We start from the raw sequence: 18074 nt of genomic DNA, 5'->3' as shown, positions 1-18074 counted from the left end.
CCCCGACCGCATGCCGGGGATCGCCGTGATCGCCCCCCTTTTCGTGGTCGTTTCGCCTGCCCGTTCGCACCGGGGGCACCGGACGGGACGCGCGAGCGTCGGCGCGTCGCTCAAGCGGGATCGCCGGGAGCGGCCGCTTCGACGGGCCGGACGGAAGACGGGCGAATGCCGACGCCGGCGGCGTCGATGCCTATCCGGTTGTGCAACATGCTGCGCTCGAACCGCTTGAACGACTCGGCGATGTGCGTGCGCAACAGCGCGACATCCCACGGTTTGATCAGGAGCTTCTGGACCGATCCGTCGCCGGGCGTGGCGGCGATCGACTGCCCTTCGCCATGGCCCGACAGCAGGATGCGCACGATGTCCGGATAGAGCGCCTTGACACGCTGCAACAGATCGATCCCGGACAGGTTCGGCATGCGGAAGTCCGACACGATCACGCCGACGCGATGTTGCGCGAGCAGGTCGAGCGCGTCGGCGGGATCGGTCGTGCCGAGAATGTCGTAGCCGTCGCGGCCCAGCGCCTGCCTGAGCGTCTGCAGGACGGCCGGGTCGCGGTCGACCACCAGCAGCGTCCGGTGCAGCAGCTCGCGCTGCCGGCAATGCTCGGGAAGCTCGGAGCCGGCGGAGAGCATGTCTGCGATTTCCGTGCCGGTGACCGGATGGCTGAAGTAATAGCCCTGCATCGCATGGCAGCGGTGCCGGTTCAGGAACGAAAGCTGTGCTTCCGTCTCCACGCCCTCGGCCACCGTCTCCATGTGCAGCGACTCCGCCATCGCGATGATCGAGCGTGTCAGCGACGCGCCTTCCGCGCTCGTGGTGACGTCGCTGAGGAACGACTTGTCGATCTTGACGACATCGATGGGCAGGTCCTTCAGGTACGACAAGCTGGAATAGCCGGTGCCGAAGTCGTCCAGCGACAGCACGACGCCGAGCGCCTTCAATTGGCGCAGCGTGTTCGCGATCGCGTTGCGGTCCTGCATCAGCACGCTTTCGGTCAACTCGAGTTCGAGCCAGGCCGGTTCCAGGCCGGTATCCCGCAGCGTCCTGCGCACCACGTCGGCCATGTTTTGCTGCCGGAACTGGCGTGCCGACAGGTTGACGGCGATCCGCAGCGGCGCATACCCGTCCCGACGCCACGCGACGGCCTGCGCACAGGCCGTGCGCAACACCCATTCGCCGATCGGCAGAATCAGCCCGGTTTCCTCGGCGATCGGGATGAAGCGGTCGGGCGGAATCACGCCGATTCCGGGGCGGCGCCAGCGAATCAGCGCCTCGACGCCGCTGATCTGGCCGGTCTTGAGATCGACCTTCGGCTGGTAGTACAGCTCCAGTTCGCCGTTCGCGACGGCCTCGTGCAGCGCGTTTTCGAGTTCGGCCTGTTCTTCCACGCGGGCGCCCAGCTCGCGCGTGTAGAAGCTGTAGCCATTTCGCCCGCGTTCCTTCGCGCAATACAGCGCGGCGTCGGCCGTCTTCAGCAGCGTCTCCGCGTCGATGCCGTCGGTCGGACAAACGCTGACGCCGATGCTCGTCGTCACGTGCAGGTCATGTCCGTCGAGCATGAACGGCGCACTGAAGGTGTTCAGGATCTTGCGAGCGACCGCGTCCGCATCCGTCGCGGTCGACAGGTTGACCAGCATCACGACGAACTCGTCGCCGCCGAGCCGCGCGACCGTGTCGCCGTCGCGCACGGCAGCCTTGAGCCGGGCCGAGACGGCTCGCAGCAGGCCGTCGCCGACCGAATGGCCGAAGGTGTCGTTGACGTGCTTGAAGCGATCCAGGTCGAGCACCATCACCGCGACCAGGTGCCCGGTGCGCCGCGCCTGCGACATCGCCTGCTCCATGCGGTCGCTCAGCAGGTTGCGATTGGGCAAGCCGGTCAGCGCATCGTGGTTGGCGAGGTATTCGATGCGCCCCTGCTGCGTCTTGCGCTCGGTGATGTCCTGCACGATGCCGCGCAGGATGATCGCGTGGTTCAGGTCGCGCCCCGCCTCCGCGTGGTGCAGCACGTGGCGCTCGGTGCCGTCCGGGTGAATCAGCCGATGCTCGAGCGAGAACGGCGCGCCCTCGGTGCGCAGGCTCGTGAACGACTGGATCAACAGCGGCTGCTCGTCGACCGGAACGGCTTGCAGCAGCCGATCGAAGGTCGGCGGCGTGCGCTCGGGGTCGAGGCCGAGGATCCGGTACAGTTCCGGCGACCAGCTGCCGTCGATCCGGCCGGCCTGATACTCCCAGTTGCCCAGATGCGCGAGCGCCTGCGCATGCGTCAGGCTGATCTCGGCGGTCGCGAGTTTTTCGAGCGTCGCGGCGGCGCGCAGCAGGTAGCGGATCCGGTAGCCGAGCAGCTTCCAGCGCATCGGCTTGGAGACGAAATCGGTCGCGCCGGCGTCGAAGGCATTGGCGATCGACGCGTCGTCGTCGTTGCCCGTGAGCATGACGATCGGCACGCGGCGGCCTTCCGGCAACGCGCGCAACCGGCGGCAACAGGCGAAGCCGTCGCCGCCGGGCATCTCGACGTCGAGCAGCACCACGGCGGGACGATGACGCAGGAACGCGTCGATGCCCTCCTGCGGCCCGGTTGCTTCCTCGACGCGAAAACCCTCCGGCTCGAGGGTTTCCACGACCAGCAGGCGCGTCATCGCATCGTCGTCGATGATCAGAATCACCGGTGCATCGACATTTTCCTCGTTCACGACCGTTCTCCTGTATTCGACCCGCCGGGATCGCCACCGCGATCGCCCGGCGGCCCGCTCAATCCTCCACCATGCGTTCCGCCGTCAATGCGGCCTGCGCGTGCTCGAATTCGGCGTCCATGCCGGCGACGAGTTCGGCTGCCGCGGCGACGTCGGCGGCGCGCGCCCGCTGCTCGATCGCCTTGCAGCGGGCCGACAGCAGGTGCGCGCCGACGTTCGCACTGCTCGATTTCAGCGTATGGGCGGCAAGCCTCAGCGCATCGGCGTCGCCCGCCACGACGGCCGCGTGCATGTCGCCGATCAGCCGCGGCGCATCCAGCGTGAACTGGTCGATGATGCGGGTCAGGATATCGGGGCGGCCCGGCCGCTGGAGCGCGCGCAATGCGTCGAGCGCCTTGCGGTCGATCACGTCGGCTTCCCCGTCCCGATCGGCGGCGGTCGCCTCGCCGGCTTCGGCGGCCGCTTCGATGCCCGCCCGGGTTACCGCGTCGCCGCTCGTGATTGCCGGCCCGGACGCCGCGCCGCGGGCATGGCGCGCGAGCATCTGCAGCAGCGCATCGCGACGGAACGGTTTTCCCAGGTAGTCGTCCATGCCGGCGGCCAAGCAGCGCTCGCGGTCGCCGCTAAGCGCGTTGGCCGTCAACGCGATGACCGGCAGACGCGGCGCGCCGGATGCCGCTTCGCGCTGCCGCAGCAGTCGCGTTGCCTCGAAGCCGTCCATCAGCGGCATCTGGCAATCCATCAGGACCACGTCGAACGCGTCGTCCGCCAGCATCGTCAGCGCCTGCCGGCCGTCTTCGGCCACGGCCACCCGATAGCCGGTGTCCTCCAGCATCGCGAGCGCGATCTGCTGGTTGACCATGTTGTCCTCGACCAGCAGCACGCGCGCGGAGCCGGCGTCGGGCGGCGGCGCCGCGTCCGGCCCGGCGTCGTCGGACACCGGCGCGGCCGACGGCAGCGGCGTCGGCCTCACGTGCATCGCCGACGCGATGGCCGTATAAAGCTCCGCGCCATGGAGCGGCTTCGTCAGCCGGGCGTCGATGTCGAGTTCGCGTGCGACCTGGATGCTGTCCATCATCTCGAACGCGGTCAGCGTGACGATCCTGAGCGCGCGCAGCGATGCGTCGTGGCGGATGTGCTGAACGAGCGAGATGCCGTCCATGCCCGGCATCCGCACGTCGACGATGGCCAGATCGAACGGCGCGCCGTCGGAGACGGCCGAGCGCAACTGCGACAGCGCGTCGTCGCCGCCGATGGCCGTCGCGACGCACAGCTGCCATTCGATCGCATGTTCGACGAGCACGCTGCGATCGGTCTCGCTGTCGTCCACGATCAGCACCTTCAATCCCGCCAGCGACGACCTCGCGCCCGCCGCGACGTCGACCACGCCGGACGCCGGCTCGAGCCGCGCGGTCACGGTAAACACCGAGCCCTTGCCGGGCGTCGATTCGAGCGTGAGCTGGCCGCCCATCATCTCGGCCAGCTGGCGGGAAATCACGAGCCCCAGCCCGGTTCCGCCGTATTTGCGCGCGGTCGAGCTGTCGGCCTGCTGGAACGGCTGGAACAACCGCGCAGCCACGTCCGGCGCGATGCCGATGCCGCTGTCGGCGATCGCGAACACGACGTGGCCGTCGTCCGCATACGACACGGCCAGCTCGACCTGCCCGCGCTCGGTGAACTTGATTGCATTGCCGATCAGGTTCGTCAGGATCTGGCGCAGCCGGACCGGGTCGCCGCGCATCCATTGCGGCACGGTATCCGTCTTGCGGAATACCAGCTCGAGCTCCTTGCGCTTCGCATTGGGCTCCAGCAGCGCGACGACATCGTCGAGCAATTGGTGCAGGTTGAAATCGATGTGCTCCAGCGTCAGCTTGCCGGCCTCGATCTTCGAAAAATCGAGTATGTCGTCGATGATGATGAGCAGCGTCTGACCGGATCGATATACGGTGTCGACGAACTTGCGTTGCTTCGACGTCAGGCGCGTGCGTTGCAGCAGCTCGGTCATGCCTAGCACGCCGTTCATCGGCGTACGGATCTCGTGACTCATCCTCGCGAGAAATTCCGACTTCGCTGAATTGGCGGTTTCGGCCGCGGCGATTGCCGCCTGCAGGTCGATGTCGCGACGCTCGATTTCGTCGAGCATCGTGTTGAAGCCGGCGATCAGGGTCGCGACTTCGTCGCGGCCCTGATGGGACATGCGCAGGGACAGGTCGCTGCCGCTGCGGATGCGGGCCATGGTGCGCGTCAGATTCCCCAGCGGGCGCGAGATCGACGTGCCGAGGCGATGACTGATCACGAGGCTGGCGATCGCGAGCAAATACGACACGGAGGCGATCATCACGATGGCGCTCGTCACCGCGCGATTGACCTGCGACACGATGCTGCGCTGCTGCAGATCGACGCGCACGGCCTCCTGTTCCGTATAGGCCGCGAGGCGATTCGCGGTCGTCTCCACGTCCGCGATGATGCGCTGCATGCTCGCGTCGTTGGACAGCATGTTCGACCTCACCGCCAGGATGCGGCGTGCGGATCCGGCCAGCTCCGCGGCCAGCGGAATCACCTCCTGCGCGCGGCTCGATTCGCGCTGCCCGCTGGCGACGAGCGCATCGCGAAGCGCGCTCGCGGCGGCGGCGAGCTTGCCGAGATTCTCCCGTGCGTCGCCGTCGGCGCGCTTGAGCGGTTCCGCGCTTTTGCTTTGCGCGACGATGCGAAGATCGGCCGCCAGCTCCTTGATGCCGCCGTTGACGACGGTCGACAGGTATCGGATCCGGGCCGCCTGCCGCTGGAGCGCGATCGTTTCGTCGAGACGCTGTCGCGCCTTGACGATCCGCAACGCGAACGGGTCGGCGATTTCCGCCAGCCTCGTGTCCAGTGCATCGAGGGATTGCCGGACCTTGTCCGCCCTGGCGTGGTAGCGCGTCGCGACGGACGGCTGAGCGAACATCCTGCCGCGCAGCGCGACAAGGCCGTCGTTGCCGTCGAGGAGGTCGGCCGCCACGCGCTCGAGCGTATTCGCGACGTCCTGCGTCGCGGCGGCTTCGAGGTTCGGCGCCGCGATCGTCAGCGCATTGCGCGCACCGTCGGTGGCCGCCTGCAGTTGCTCCCTCAGCGGGGCGAGTCGGTATCGGTTCGGCGCGGCGTCGACGCGAGCGGCAATGGCGATGATGTCCTTGACGTTCATGCGAACCTGATCGAGCGCGTGAATCGTCCCGTTGTACGCGGTGTTGGCCGCCAGCGCGTCGTTCACCGCCGCATCGGCCTGGCTGTCCAGCCGTTCGGTTTCGGCGCGGATCGTGGCCATGAATGCGTCGCCTCGTGTCTGGATGCGCTCGATCAGACGGCTTTCGGCGCCCAGCCGCGCCTCGTCCCGCAGACGCTGGCCGACGCCTTCGCTCATCGACCGCAGCATCGTGCGCAGGTCGGCGGACGGCGCGTCGCCGCCGTGCCCGTCGATCGCGCGCACGGCGGCCGTGAGGGCCGCGGTCCGCTGCAATTGCGTTTCGATCTCCGAGGTCGCCTGCTCCTGCTCGGACGCGTCTTGCGCCTGTTCGAGCCGGCTGAAATCCACCGCCAGTTCCGCGTACGCGCGCTGGAGTTCGTTGCTGCGCACCTGCAACGGCAGCGATTCGGTCGTCAGCGTGCGTACGCCGGACGCAATGCCGTGCACCGAGATCAGGCTGGCCGCGGAAATCGCCAGCGCACCCAGCAGCATCAGGCTGGTGCCGGTGACAAGCTTGGCCTTGATGTCCATGCAGCCTCCGGGATCGGGACGGCCCGCGCGCGGCCATCCGGCGGGTTATCTGGCCGATGCGTCCACGGGCGCGATGCGGCCGTGCGCGATCTCGGAGAGGAACACCGCGTTCAGCGCCTGGTGATTGTCCGCGCCCAGATCGGCGATCAGGCCGCCGAGGTCGAGATGCCTGATCGATTCGAGCGCCTGCTTCAGCGCCGCCCGGGTCGGCGACGGGCCGGCCCGCTCGAGGCCGATCAGCATGACCTTCGCGTCGATGCAGCCCTCGATGTGCACCACGCCCGCGTGTTCTCCCGGAAAGCGCTGCTCGATCAGCCGTACGCAGTCGCGGATCACTTCCCGGTCGTTCTGGGGAAGCGGCACGACCTGCGAGATCAGCGTGCCGTCCCCTTCGTCGCCGACCAGGCGCAGCAGGTCGTCGGTGCCGACGAACGATACCGATGCGAGCCGGGCCTTCAGGCCCTCGCGGCGCGCCGCGCGGATGAACGCGGCAATCGGCGTATAGGGGCCGGCCATGACGACGACGTCCGGTTGGCCGACCAGCAGCGACGCGAGGCCCGTGTCGACCGCCGTGGTCCCGCGGCGGAACGTGCCTGTCGCGACGACGTCGAGGCCATGGCGCTGCAGCGCCAGCCGCGTGCCCGCCAGCACCGCGAGCCCGAAGCCGTCGTCCTGATAGAACACCGCGAAACGTTTCGCGCCATCGTGCGCGATGAAATGGTCGACCAGCGCGCGGGTCTCGTCTTCATAGCTGGCGCGGATGTTGAAGACCTCCGGCACCACCGGCTTGCGCAGTGCCATCGCGCCGGTGAACGGGCCGACGAGCGGAATGCCGGCCTCCCGGATGATCGGCAGCACCGCGGAGGTCGTCGGCGTGCCGACATAGCCGAACAGCGCGAACACATTGCGCCGTTCGATCATCTCCAGCGTGCTGTCGATGGTTCTGTCGGGCTCGTAGCGATCGTCGCCGACCACCAGGTCGATCTTCCTGCCGTGCACGCCGCCGCGCGCGTTTGCGTCGTCGAACACGGCCTGCGCACCCGCCAGCAGCGCGCGCCCGAGGCCCGCCGAATTGCCCGATTGCGCGTTGACCATGCCAAGGCGGATCGTGCTGTCGGTCACGCCGGGCTCTGCCGCGAGGCAAGCGCCGGGGCCGATCGTCGCGGCGACGCAGGCCATGAGCGTCAGGGTCCGGCGCAACGTCGCGCGTCGCGCGTGACGGCGGATCGCGCAGCCGTGTCCGGGCTCGACGGCAGGCGCCGTCGAGCCCCGCCCGCGCCGGCCAAGGGATCGAACGATCGGCGCAAACGCCAGGCGATCGGCACGGGCAAGCGTGTGCAATACATGCGGAAACCGGGTACTGGAACACATTCGTGCGACAGACACGCTATTGCCCATGCTGGGTTCCCCCTCGCGCCGGCTTCTTGATTCTTTGATATCGGGTCGTGCCGCCGCATGCCGGACTACCGACGCGGCACGAAGCAATTAGTCATATATATAGGTTGCATCAAATGCGACTGCAAGCCGGAGGGCGAATAAACGCGGATAATCGACGGCATTGCACTTCACGTGAGGAGCGTTGTCGCGCCGAGCTGTGTTTCGTTGTGCTTTCGGAATTTCGATTCGATTTTTAATTCGCTATTTTCTTGCTGAAATTAGCGCATTCGAATCGCGATGAATACGCGCGGCAATGACGCGATTCGGGACCGCTGCAAAGACGGTATCGGCCTCCGACCTGCAACGCGGCCGGAAGCTCGCCGGTCCGGCGCGAATGTCCTGATCGCCGGAGGGGAAACCGGCGTCCGCGGCGTGCCGGAAGAAACGGCGAAATACGCGGCTACGTCACCGCGGCGCCGACGCGCCGCTCGCCGCGTTGCCGGGCCACGCCTTGCCGATTTCGTCGACCAGCGACTTCGCGGTGCCGGTCACGAGCGCCGCGTCGACGCCGGAGGTCTGCCACGAGCCGTCGGCGGCTTTCACGAAGGTCAGGTTCGCGCGCGAGGGCTTGTAGTCGGCGTTGCGCCACGTGACCACGACATCGCACGAGTACGTGCGCTCGCCGAGCTTCTTGCAGTCGCCGTCGGGCTTCGCCGACACGACATCGGCCGAGACAGGCAGCGGCTGGCCGAACAGCGCGTTCAGGCCGCCGTGGTTTTCCGCTTCGAGCGCGCGACGCACGGCGGTGTCGACGTCGCTCGATCCGGGGCCGTCGTGGAGCAGGTTGCAGGCGGCCAGCAGCGTCGATGCCCCGGCGAGTGTCAGCAGCGTGTAGAACTTCATGGGTATCCGTTATCGGGTGAACGCCGCGTAGTCTGCAACGTCCGCGTGCCGTGCGCGGTATCCATTTGTAACCAATTGCACGGATGCGCAAGCGGCGCCGCGTGCCCGGGTGTCGCCCTGGAGGTGAACAGGCCCTCGCCTATTGCCGCTCCTGCTTCACGCGGCTCACGAGCTGCGTCGGGCTCACGAACTGCAGCGCAATCACGACCCACACGAGCGTGATGGCCATGTAGATCATCGCCATCGCGTCGATCGACTGCGGCGCACGCACGCCGGTCGAGAACACCGCGTAATACAGCGCGACGACGAGCGTCTGCGTGCTCGGCCCCGCGGTGAAGAAGGTCAGCTCGAACATCCCGATCGTGCGCACCAGCACGAGCAGCCCCGCCGCGAGCATGCCGGGCACCAGCAGCGGCAGCAGCACGTGGCGGAAATAGCGCCACGTGTTCGCGCCGAAGATGCGCGCGGCGGCCTCGAGATTCGGATCGATCTGCTCGATGAACGGCGTCATCACGAGGATCATGAACGGCAGCGCCGGCACGAGGTTCGCGAGGATCACGCCGGGCAGCGTGCCCGCGAGCCCGACCTTGTACATCACGGTGGCCATCGGGATCCCGTACGTGACGGGCGGCACCATCAGCGGCAGCAGGAACACCAGCAGCGCCAGGCGCTTGCCGCGGAACTGCACGCGCGCAAGCGCGTACGCGGCCGGCACGCCGAGCGCGATCGACAGCAGCACGACCGCGCCGACGACCTCGACGGTCACCCACAGCACGCTCGCGAGCTGGAAGTCCTCCCATGCCTTCGCGTACCAGTGCAGCGTGAAGCCCTGCGGCAGCGGCGTGCCGAACCAGCGCGTCGCGACCGAATTCACCGCGACGGTCGCGATCAGCAGCATCACGTTCAACAGGAAGAACGCCATCAGCCCCCACACGAGCGCCTTCCATGCGCGGCCGGCGAGATGGCTTGTCATCTTCTGCGGTTTCCTCGCGTCGACGGGGCGCTCACCGCGCGCATCGGGCGCGTCGTGCTTCGGCGGCCACGTGCGGGCGGCATGGTGGTCGGTCGCCATCAGCCCTTGCCTCCCGTCACCGCGCCCGTATAGAAGAAGCGGCGCGCGCCGAGCATCGATGCGACCACCAGCAGTTGCACGAAGCCCATCACGATCGCGATCGCCGACGCGAGCGAATAGTCGTAGCTCTCGAACGCGGCTTCCGCCGCCGCGATCGAGATCACGCGCGTGGGCCCCGCCGGCGCGCCGAGCAGCACGGCCGACGGAAACACCGAGAACGCCTGCACGAACGACAGGCACGCGGCCATCGTCAACCCCGGCACGAGCAGCGGCAGGTAGATCCGGCGGAACTGCTGCCACGGGTTTGCGCCGAGCGTCGCGGCCGCGCGCGCGAGCGTCGGGTCGATGCCGCTGATGTACGACAGCATCAGCAGGAACGCGAACGGGAAGCCCGACACGATCAGCGACAGCAGCACACCCCAGTAGTTGTGCGTGAGCCGTACTTCGTCGGTGTACAGGTGCAGCCGCTGCAACGCCTGCGGAAACCAGCCGTTCGGCCCGAAATACGTGAGCATCCCGTCGGCGACGAGCACCGTGCCGAGCGTGACGGGAATCACGAGCAGCGTCGTGACGAACTTCTGGTACGGCGAATGGCGGCGCAGCGCGAACGCGACGGGCACCGCGATGCCGACGTTGATCAGCGTCGCCGGCACCGCGAGCTTCAGCGTGACGAGCACGGTCGGCCACATCGCGGTGTCGGTGAAGAACTGCACGTAGTTCGCGAGCGCGCCGCCGCCGTTCATCGGCTGGAACGACAGCACGAGGCCATACGCGAACGGATAGATGAACAGCGCGACGATGAACGCGAGCGCGGGCGTGACGAGCCAGGCTTTCGCGTCGCGCGGCGCGCCGGCCGGGAGCGTGCTCATGCGGCCTCCCGGGGTAACCGCGCCGCGGCCGCGCCGCTCATGTCGGCGCTCCCGGGTAGACGAGCGTGCGTGACGGCGCAACGCGCAGCCGCAGCGGCTCGCCTTCCGTGAATTCGCCGGCGACGCGCGCCCAGATCGCACCGAACGGCGTGATCGCGCGGATCAGCGAATCGCGGCCGCCGTACTCGACCGTTTCGACGGTCGCGTCGAACGTGTTGTCGCCGCCTGCGTCCGCGCGCTCGATGTCGTCGGGGCGCAGTGCGACCCAGACGTCCTTGGCGTCGAAGCCGGCCATCGGCACGCCCGCGAGTCGCACCCCGCCCGCGGCGACATTCACGTAATCGCCGGCCATCCCTTCGAGCGTGAACGGCAGCACGTTGCGATAGCCCGTGAAACGCGCGACATGCAGGTTGTGCGGGCGTGTGTAGACGTCCTTCGGCGTCGCGACCTGCTGCACGACGCCCTCCTTCATCACGACGATGCGGTCGGCCATCGACAGCGCCTCGTCCTGGTCGTGCGTCACGTAGATCGTCGCGCGTTCGAGCTGCGTGTGGATCCGGCGGATCTCGGCGCGCATCTCGATGCGCAGCTTCGTGTCGAGATTCGACAGCGGCTCGTCCATCAGCACGAGCGGCGGCTCGATCACGATCGCACGCGCGATCGCGACGCGCTGCTGCTGCCCGCCCGACAGTTGCCCCGGCAGCTTGCCCTCGTGGCCGACGAGCTGCACGAGTTCGAGCGCCTGCTGCGCGCGCCGCCGCGTTTCCTGCTTCGGCACGCCGCGCATCTTGAGGCCGAAGCCGACGTTGTCGAGCACCGACATGTGCGGAAACAGCGCGTAGTTCTGGAACACCATCCCGAAGCCGCGGCGCTCGGGCGGCAGCACGTCGATGCGCGTGTCGTCGAGCCAGATGCCGCCGCGCGTGAGCGGCTGCAGCCCCGCGATGCAGTTGAGCGCGGTCGACTTGCCGCAGCCCGACGGGCCGAGCAGCGCGATGAATTCGCCGCGCCGGATCTCGAGATCGAGCCCGTCCAGCGCGGCGACCTGCGCGCCTTGCGCATTGGTGAAGCTGCGGCACACGTCATCGAGCCGCAGCCGTTCGAAACTCTGCTTCATTGCGCGAACTCCGTCGACGCGGGCGCCGCGGCGCCCGCCGGTCCATGCGTTACTTCGACTTCTGCGAACCGATCTCGCGATCCCACTTCTGGAACGCGGCGACCATCGCCTGCGCGCCCAGCGGCTGCACGTGCGGGCGATCGGCGAGCAGCTTCGCGTACTCGGGGCGGCCGAACTTGCGGATCACCTCCTGGCTGTGCGCGGGCGCCATCTCGAGCGTCACGCCCTTCACCGCCGGGCCCGGGTAGAAGTAGCCGTCGTCGTAGGTCATCGCCTGTTGCGCCGGTTCGAGCAGGAAGTTCATCAGCTTGAACAGCACGTCGAGCTTTTCCTTCGGCACGCCCTTCGGGATCACCATGTAGTGCGCGTCGTTGACCCACGTCATGTTGTCGAATGCCTGGACCCTGAACTCGGCCGGCACGATGCCGAGTGCGCGCGGGTTGAGATCCCAGCCGGTGACGGTCACGGTCATGTCGCGCGTGCCCTCGCCGAGCTCCTTCATCACGGCCGACGTGCCGCCCGGGTAGTACGGCACGCAGTCGTTCAACGCCTTGAGGAACGCCCAGGTCTTGTCCCAGCCGTTGATCGGATCCTGCGGATTCTTGTCGCCGAGCACGTACGGCAGCCCCATCAGGAACGTGCGGCCGGGGCCCGAATTCGCCGGGCGCGCATAGATCAGCTTGTTCGGGTGCGCCTTGCACCACGCGAGCAGCTGGTCGGGCGTCTTCGGCGGATTGCCGACCTTTGCCGGGTTGTATTCGAGCAGCGGGCCGGCCGGCATGTAGGCGACTTCGAGGCCGTAGCCCTGCGCGAGATCCTGCATCTTGCGCGGGCCGGGCGCGTATCTGTCGAGCACGCCGGGGAACGCGGCCGCGTCGTCGGGCAGCAGCTTCAGCCACAGGTTCTGTTCGATGCCGGCGGCCAGCGCGTCGGTGCCCGTCAGCACGAGGTCGATGTCGGAGCGCCCCGCCGCCTGCATCGCCTTGATCTTGCCCGGCAATTGCGGCGCAGGCGCGTTCGTGAACGTGACGTTCGATACGAGGTTCGGGTTCTTGTCCCGGAAGGCCTCGATGGCCTTCTGCGTGAGTTGCAGGTTGCCCGCGACATCGACGATGTTCAGCGACACGGGGGCGGCAACGGCTGCCGCGGCCGACAGCGTGAAACCCAGGGCGAGTGCGATCCGGCGGACACGGCGAGCGATCGGGGTGGCGTTCATGTCTCCTCACTTCGGTCGGTGGATGGGACCTTTCTTTTCAGGAAATCATGACGGCGTTATACGATGTCGGTCAACAAAAAACCACGACGCGCGGGGCGGGACTTTCCCTGACAAAAACCCTTCTGCGATGGTGTGATCCAATAGGCCGAGCGGATGCCGGGTGTGTTGCGGCAGGTTGAGTGCAACGTGTTAGGACATCGTATGTTGGCGTAGGCCGGTGCGTCGGGAACGCCCGGCCAATGGCTGCGTGAGGCAGGGTTTCAACGGGACAGGGACAATTCCCAGACCGCACTGAAATATTCAGCCAGTTCCTCGCTCGTGACGCTGCCGTCGGCGACATCGACCATGAGGTCTTCGAGATCGGCAAGGCGAGGAATCGAGATACCTTGCAGCTCCATATACGTCAAGGCGCAAGTGAGGCCGGTACGCTTGTTTGCATCATTAAACACATGGCCGCGCGCGATTGCGATGGCTTAGGTCGCGGCAATACCGAACACGTCATCAAGGCCCGCGTAATGAACATGATTTTCGACGCGATGGAGAGCGGCCTCGACGCCGCCTCGCCGGCATGAGCGAAACCGCTGAGGCCGCCGAGGTCCCGGATTATCTCGTCGCGAATGGCGATGACGTAATCGAGATCCAGCAAATCAGCGGTCCTTCAGCGCGATCAGCACGTCCCGGTGTTCGGTAATGACTTTTCGTGCTGCACGCAGCACGTCGCCTTTCTCGGCTTCGGTCGAGACCTTGACCTCCGTCGTGGGGCGAATGATCGTGCGAGGTTTCAGCTCGACGCCGTACAGCGTTTTCCTTTTGGGAGCCATGACGGATTTCCGACAAAAATGATATTCATCAGCCATTTATCCCGCATTGGCATGCGGCGGCCACACTGCTGATAATCGTAGCATCCAACGAACCGCATCAGAATGTCTGCGCAGACACGCGATGGCGGCCTGTCAATCCGTCATATCGGAGCGGCTTTCGCCGAGCGCCACGACCTCGCCAATCAGCCGTTCGGCGTCATGCCACTCGCCGTAGCCGGACGCGGGGTTCAGGTGCCCGACCTCCCCCAGATCGACGAACTGGCTCCCCCACCCTGCCGCCAGCGCCTCGACGCGTTCGAAGCGCGCGAGCGGATCGTTGCGGCTCGCGGCGACGATGCTAGGAAACGGCAGCCGCTCGGTCGGCACCGGCGTCCAGCCGTTCGCGTCGATCGCATCGGGCGCGGGATAACCAGCGGGCATCGGCGATTCGAGATCGGCCGGCGCCGCGAGCAGCGCGCCGTGGATCTTGCGCGTGGCCTGCCGCGCCCAGTGCACCGTAATCATCACGCCGGCGCTGTGCGCGACGAGGATCACGGGGCCGTCGATCCCGGCCAGCGCCGCCTCGAGCGCCGCGACGCGCGCGGCACGGCTCAGCTTGTCGGCTTCCAGCGGTGCGACCGAGCGCGCGTTCGGCAGGCGCCGTTCGAGATGCGTCTGCCAGTGGTTTTCGACGTGGTCCCGCAAGCCGGGCACGATCAGGATGGTGGGTACGGTCGTCAGGGTCATGCAGTCTCCGAAGCATTCAGGAAAGGGAGGACGCGCGCCGTTCGCGTTCGACGCGCGCGAGATCGGCCACATAGCTCGCGCGTCCGATGGCGAACAGCACGGCGGCCATGAGCGGCACGACGGGAATCCATTGCAGCGCGCCGACGAGCCCCGCGCGATCGGCGACCCACCCCGTCAGCAGCGGGCCCGGCGCCATGCCGAGCAGGTTGTTGGCGAGCGTGAGCGTGGCGAATGCCGATGCGTGGATCGCGGCCGGCGTCAGGTTCGCGACCATCGCGCCCGATGCACCGGACGCGCCCGCGCCGACCAGCATGCCCACGCAGATCAGCGCGAGCTGCAGCGGCCCGGGCGGCAGCCGGAACGCAATCGCGAGGCACACGCCCGTCAGCACGCAATACGCGATCGCGGTCAGCCACTTGCGCTTGCCGTCGGTCTTGCCGACGCGGTCGGTGACGATCCCGCAGCCGACCATCCCGACGCCCGCGAGCAGCACGAAGCCGGCCGCGAGGACGGCCGCACGGCCGGGCGCCATCGCGTAGTAGCGGTTCAGGTAGCTCGGCAGCCACGCGAACAGCGCGCCCGGCACGAACAGGTGCAGCCCGCTGCCGAGATACGCGCAGATCACCGAACGCGATGCGAACAGGCCCGACATCAGCGCGCGCACGCTGCCGCGCAGGTCGCGCGGCGCGCCGGCGTCGCGCCGGCACGGTGCGATGCGATATGCGGCGAGCCGCCGTTCGGTCACGACGCAGCGATACGCGACGAGCAGCACGATGCCGAGCGCGGCCATCACGCCGAACGACCAGCGCCAGCCGAGATGCGCGCCGACCAGCCCGCCGAGCGCCATCCCGAACACGGAACCGAACGCGCCGCCCGCCATGAACGCGCCGGTCAGCGTCGCGCGCAGCCGGGCCGGAAAGATGCTGAGGATCAGCGCGACGCCGACGCTGCCGTACGCGGCTTCGCCGAGCCCGACGAGGCCGCGCGCGACCAGCATTTCCGCATAGTTGGTCGACAGCGCGCAGCCGAGCGTCGCGACGCTCCACAACGCGGCCATCAGCACGATGCTGCGCACGCGCCCGAAGCGGTCGGCGAGCACCGACAGCGGAAACGTCAGCAGCCCGACCAGCAGCGCGACGACGCCCGACAGCGAACCGAGCTGCGTGTCCGACAGCGCCCACGCGTGCTTGAGCAGCGGGAACACGGCGTTGAGCACCTGCCGCGACATGTAGTCCGACAGCAGCAGGCCGACGGTCAGCCCGAACACGAGCCACGCATACGCGGGCGCGCGCCGGCCGGCGGCGGCGACGTCCTGCATCGACGGCTCGACATGATGGATCAGCATGCGTGTCTCCTCCGGCACCGGAGCGGTCGTGCTCCGGCGCGGCTTGCGCGGCCCCGCTCCGTTGACCGGAGTCATCCCCCGCGCCACGCGCGGGGATGGGCGCCACGCCACAACGATCGGCGGGCGGCGGCCAGTACGGCCGCCTGCCCGGATGCGCGTCAGGCGGCCCGCAGCGGCACGTTCACCTGGCCCGGCCGGCGGTTCGGCGCCATCCCGAGGTGCGCGAGCGTCTCGTCGATGCCGTCGTACTGCACGCCGATCCGGTAGATCGCCTTCGCCTCCTTGCCGGTCGCGATGTCTCGGCCGAGTTCGCGCGCGATCCGTGCGCACTGCTCGACCTGCTGCACCGACGTCATCCGGTTGCCCTTCTGGTCGATGATCGTGTCCTCGATCCCGCAGCGCGGATGCAGGCCCAGCGCCATCGCGACCGTGTTGATCGGCAGCACGTTCTTCATCAGCGATTCGAGCGTGATGCACGCGCCGTCCGGGCAGCGCCGCACGAATTCCATGAAGTTGTACGGATTCGGCCCGTCGAAGCCGCCGCCGATGCCGACCCACGTGACGTTCAGCGGGCCGCGATAGACGCCGCGCCGGATGATCCGTTCGAGCGTTTCGAGCGCGTGCATGCCGGTAAGCTGGAAATGCGGCTGGATGCCGGCCGCCTGCAGGCGGCGCAGGTGCTCGTCGACCCAGCCGGGGCCGGCCGGCACGGTCATCTCGCGGTATGCGTCCCACAGCGCGGCTTCGTTCAGCGACGTGCCGGCGATGTCCTTGCGGTTCATCAGCTCGGTGATGTTCATCTGCACGGTGTTGATCGCGACCGTCACCTGGTCGGGCTTCGGCGTCAGCTCGGCAAGCATGTGGCGCGTGTCGTCGGACAGCCATTTCGCATCGGCGCCCTCGCCTTCCGGCGCGAACGAGATCGAGCCGCCCACCTGCAGGATCATGTCGGGCACCGCCTCGCGCAGCCGGCCGAGCAGCTCGTTGAACTTCGACAGCCGCTTGCTGCCGCGGCCGTCGAGCTCGCGTACGTGCAGGTGCAGCACCGTCGCGCCCGCGTTGTAGCAGTCGACGGCCTTCTGCACGTGCTCGTCCATCGTCACCGGAATGTCTTCCGGAAAATCGGCCGGCATCCATTCGGGGCCATACGGCGCGACCGTGATGACCACCTTGTCCTGGTTTTCCGGGTGCAGCGAATCGTCGAGAAATTGCATGTCGTCCTCCAGTGGAAATCGTTGTATTTCGGGCCTACGGGCGTGCGTATCCCGCCGCGCCGGGCGGCCGGCCCGGCGCGTCGTTCAGGGTTGCGGATCGGTTACGGCGCGAACGCGCTCAGAACGGCACGTCGCCGACGATGCCCGCGCGCTCCATCTTGCGCACGCAAGGCGGGTAGTCCATCACCGCGTAGTGCTGGGTGCTGCGGTTGTCCCAGATCGCGACGCTGTTCTTCCTCCAGCGCCAGCGCACCTGGTACTCGGGGATAGCGGCCTGGCTGACCAGGTACTGCAGCAACTGGCCGGCGCCGGGATTCGCGTCCTGCCCGACCCGCACGCGCGCCGGCGTGTGGAAGTTCGTGAAATGGGTGGTGAACGCATTCACGTACAGCACCTTCTCGCCGGTTTCCGGGTGCGTACGCACGACCGGGTGCTCGGCGTCGGGGTACTGCGCCTTCAGCGCGAGGCGCTTGTCGATCGGCATCGCGGCGCCGAAGCTCGCCTCGATGCTGTGCCGCGCGCGCAAGTCGTCGATCTGCTGCTTCACGTGCGCCGGCAGGCGCTCGTACGCGAGCACCATGTTCGCCCACATCGTGTCGCCGCCGACCGGCGGACCGTCGATGCAGCGCAGCACGCAGCCGAACGGCGGCGCCACGCGCCAGCTCGCATCGCTGTGCCACGCATTCTCGTAGCGGTCGTTCGGCTGGTCGGGCGACTTGTAGATCCGCACGAGCCCCGGGTGGTCGGGATCGCTGCCGGCAACCGGATGATCCTCGAGCTCGCCGAAGCGCCGCGCGAACGCGACGTGCTCGGCGCGCGTGATGTCCTGGTCGCGCAGGAACAGCACGCGATGCCGGAGCAGCTGCGCGCGGATCTCGGCGAACAGGCCGTCGTCGTGCACGGCGTCGGCGAGGCTCACATCCAGCAGTTCCGCGCCGATCGCGCAGGTCAGGGGTTCGACTCGCATGCG

15 protein-coding genes are annotated in these 18074 nt (G+C 67.8%); 1 reads left to right on the top strand and 14 read right to left on the bottom strand.

Going from position 1 to position 18074, the window contains the following annotated elements; translation table 11 throughout:
- Positions 1-110 precede the first annotated feature (110 nt).
- The 9 genes from LGN17_RS30400 to LGN17_RS30360 all read right to left on the bottom strand — a co-directional run bounded on the left by LGN17_RS30400 (position 111) and on the right by LGN17_RS30360 (position 13447).
- Entirely contained in the window at positions 111-2693 is a 2583-nt protein-coding gene (locus tag LGN17_RS30400) for an EAL domain-containing protein (RefSeq protein WP_226200737.1), read from the bottom strand.
- A 58-nt stretch (positions 2694-2751) separates the two neighbouring features.
- Positions 2752-6444 carry a hybrid sensor histidine kinase/response regulator gene (locus tag LGN17_RS30395; RefSeq protein ID WP_226200736.1) on the bottom strand — a complete coding sequence of 1231 codons (3693 nt, stop codon included), beginning with the start codon at positions 6442-6444 and terminating at the stop codon, positions 2752-2754.
- Between the two features lie 45 nt (positions 6445-6489).
- Positions 6490-7623, bottom strand: coding sequence for an ABC transporter substrate-binding protein (locus LGN17_RS30390; protein WP_226200735.1), 1134 nt, complete (start codon positions 7621-7623; stop codon positions 6490-6492).
- Positions 7624-8286: 663 nt separating this feature from the next.
- Positions 8287-8724, bottom strand: a complete 438-nt coding sequence (locus tag LGN17_RS30385) for a hypothetical protein (RefSeq protein ID WP_226200734.1) — start codon at positions 8722-8724, stop codon at positions 8287-8289.
- A gap of 139 nt (positions 8725-8863) precedes the next feature.
- Positions 8864-9796 carry an ABC transporter permease gene (locus LGN17_RS30380; protein ID WP_226200733.1) on the bottom strand — a complete coding sequence of 311 codons (933 nt, stop codon included), beginning with the start codon at positions 9794-9796 and terminating at the stop codon, positions 8864-8866.
- The gene (locus tag LGN17_RS30375) at positions 9796-10665 is read right to left on the bottom strand and encodes an ABC transporter permease (protein ID WP_226200732.1); all 870 of its coding nucleotides are present in this window, start codon (positions 10663-10665) and stop codon (positions 9796-9798) included. The genes LGN17_RS30380 and LGN17_RS30375 overlap by 1 nt, the downstream gene beginning before the upstream one ends.
- Positions 10666-10702: 37 nt before the next feature.
- Positions 10703-11782 (bottom strand): ABC transporter ATP-binding protein, encoded by a 1080-nt coding sequence (locus tag LGN17_RS30370; protein WP_226200731.1) that lies wholly within the window; start codon positions 11780-11782, stop codon positions 10703-10705.
- Positions 11783-11831: 49 nt separating this feature from the next.
- The gene (locus LGN17_RS30365) at positions 11832-12998 is read right to left on the bottom strand and encodes an ABC transporter substrate-binding protein (protein WP_226200730.1); all 1167 of its coding nucleotides are present in this window, start codon (positions 12996-12998) and stop codon (positions 11832-11834) included.
- Between the two features lie 260 nt (positions 12999-13258).
- Positions 13259-13447, bottom strand: coding sequence for a hypothetical protein (locus LGN17_RS30360; RefSeq protein WP_319000876.1), 189 nt, complete (start codon positions 13445-13447; stop codon positions 13259-13261).
- Here LGN17_RS30360 and LGN17_RS36595 point away from each other — a divergent pair, their 5' ends adjacent.
- Positions 13448-13570 (top strand): hypothetical protein, encoded by a 123-nt coding sequence (locus LGN17_RS36595; RefSeq protein WP_264166111.1) that lies wholly within the window; start codon positions 13448-13450, stop codon positions 13568-13570.
- A gap of 75 nt (positions 13571-13645) precedes the next feature.
- On the opposite strand, the gene LGN17_RS30355 is transcribed toward LGN17_RS36595, so the two are convergent.
- The 5 genes from LGN17_RS30355 to LGN17_RS30335 form a co-directional block, all read right to left on the bottom strand.
- Positions 13646-13819: a hypothetical protein gene (locus tag LGN17_RS30355; protein ID WP_226200729.1), complete on the bottom strand. Its 174-nt coding sequence runs from the start codon at positions 13817-13819 to the stop codon at positions 13646-13648.
- 132 nt (positions 13820-13951) lie between these two features.
- On the bottom strand, positions 13952-14545 hold the full coding sequence (locus tag LGN17_RS30350) for an RBBP9/YdeN family alpha/beta hydrolase (RefSeq protein ID WP_226200728.1): 594 nt from the start codon (positions 14543-14545) through the stop codon (positions 13952-13954).
- Between the two features lie 16 nt (positions 14546-14561).
- Positions 14562-15890 carry an MFS transporter gene (locus tag LGN17_RS30345; RefSeq protein WP_226200727.1) on the bottom strand — a complete coding sequence of 443 codons (1329 nt, stop codon included), beginning with the start codon at positions 15888-15890 and terminating at the stop codon, positions 14562-14564.
- Positions 15891-16048: 158 nt separating this feature from the next.
- On the bottom strand, positions 16049-17104 hold the full coding sequence (locus LGN17_RS30340; protein ID WP_175955311.1) for a 3-keto-5-aminohexanoate cleavage protein: 1056 nt from the start codon (positions 17102-17104) through the stop codon (positions 16049-16051).
- Positions 17105-17222: 118 nt separating this feature from the next.
- Entirely contained in the window at positions 17223-18071 is an 849-nt protein-coding gene (locus tag LGN17_RS30335; protein WP_226200726.1) for a TauD/TfdA dioxygenase family protein, read from the bottom strand.
- Positions 18072-18074 lie beyond the last annotated feature (3 nt).

Origin of the sequence: Burkholderia sp. AU30280 (genome assembly GCF_020420125.1) — a bacterium.
Lineage (GTDB): Bacteria > Pseudomonadota > Gammaproteobacteria > Burkholderiales > Burkholderiaceae > Burkholderia.
This window is presented reverse-complemented; position numbering and strand designations above follow the sequence as displayed.

Bases quoted from the DNA above. Each gene is read 5' to 3' on its own strand.
- LGN17_RS30340 (WP_175955311.1), bottom strand. From the start codon at position 17,104: ATGCAATTTCTCGACGATTCGCTGCACCCGGAAAACCAGGACAAGGTG.
- LGN17_RS30370 (WP_226200731.1), bottom strand. From the start codon at position 11,782: ATGAAGCAGAGTTTCGAACGGCTGCGGCTCGATGACGTGTGCCGCAGC.
- LGN17_RS30395 (WP_226200736.1), bottom strand. From the start codon at position 6,444: ATGGACATCAAGGCCAAGCTTGTCACCGGCACCAGCCTGATGCTGCTG.
- LGN17_RS30345 (WP_226200727.1), bottom strand. From the start codon at position 15,890: ATGCTGATCCATCATGTCGAGCCGTCGATGCAGGACGTCGCCGCCGCC.
- LGN17_RS30375 (WP_226200732.1), bottom strand. From the start codon at position 10,665: ATGAGCACGCTCCCGGCCGGCGCGCCGCGCGACGCGAAAGCCTGGCTC.
- LGN17_RS30390 (WP_226200735.1), bottom strand. From the start codon at position 7,623: ATGGCCTGCGTCGCCGCGACGATCGGCCCCGGCGCTTGCCTCGCGGCA.
- LGN17_RS36595 (WP_264166111.1), top strand. From the start codon at position 13,448: ATGGCCGCGCGCGATTGCGATGGCTTAGGTCGCGGCAATACCGAACAC.
- LGN17_RS30350 (WP_226200728.1), bottom strand. From the start codon at position 14,545: ATGACCCTGACGACCGTACCCACCATCCTGATCGTGCCCGGCTTGCGG.
- LGN17_RS30380 (WP_226200733.1), bottom strand. From the start codon at position 9,796: ATGGCGACCGACCACCATGCCGCCCGCACGTGGCCGCCGAAGCACGAC.
- LGN17_RS30335 (WP_226200726.1), bottom strand. From the start codon at position 18,071: ATGCGAGTCGAACCCCTGACCTGCGCGATCGGCGCGGAACTGCTGGAT.
- LGN17_RS30355 (WP_226200729.1), bottom strand. From the start codon at position 13,819: ATGGCTCCCAAAAGGAAAACGCTGTACGGCGTCGAGCTGAAACCTCGC.
- LGN17_RS30385 (WP_226200734.1), bottom strand. From the start codon at position 8,724: ATGAAGTTCTACACGCTGCTGACACTCGCCGGGGCATCGACGCTGCTG.
- LGN17_RS30365 (WP_226200730.1), bottom strand. From the start codon at position 12,998: ATGAACGCCACCCCGATCGCTCGCCGTGTCCGCCGGATCGCACTCGCC.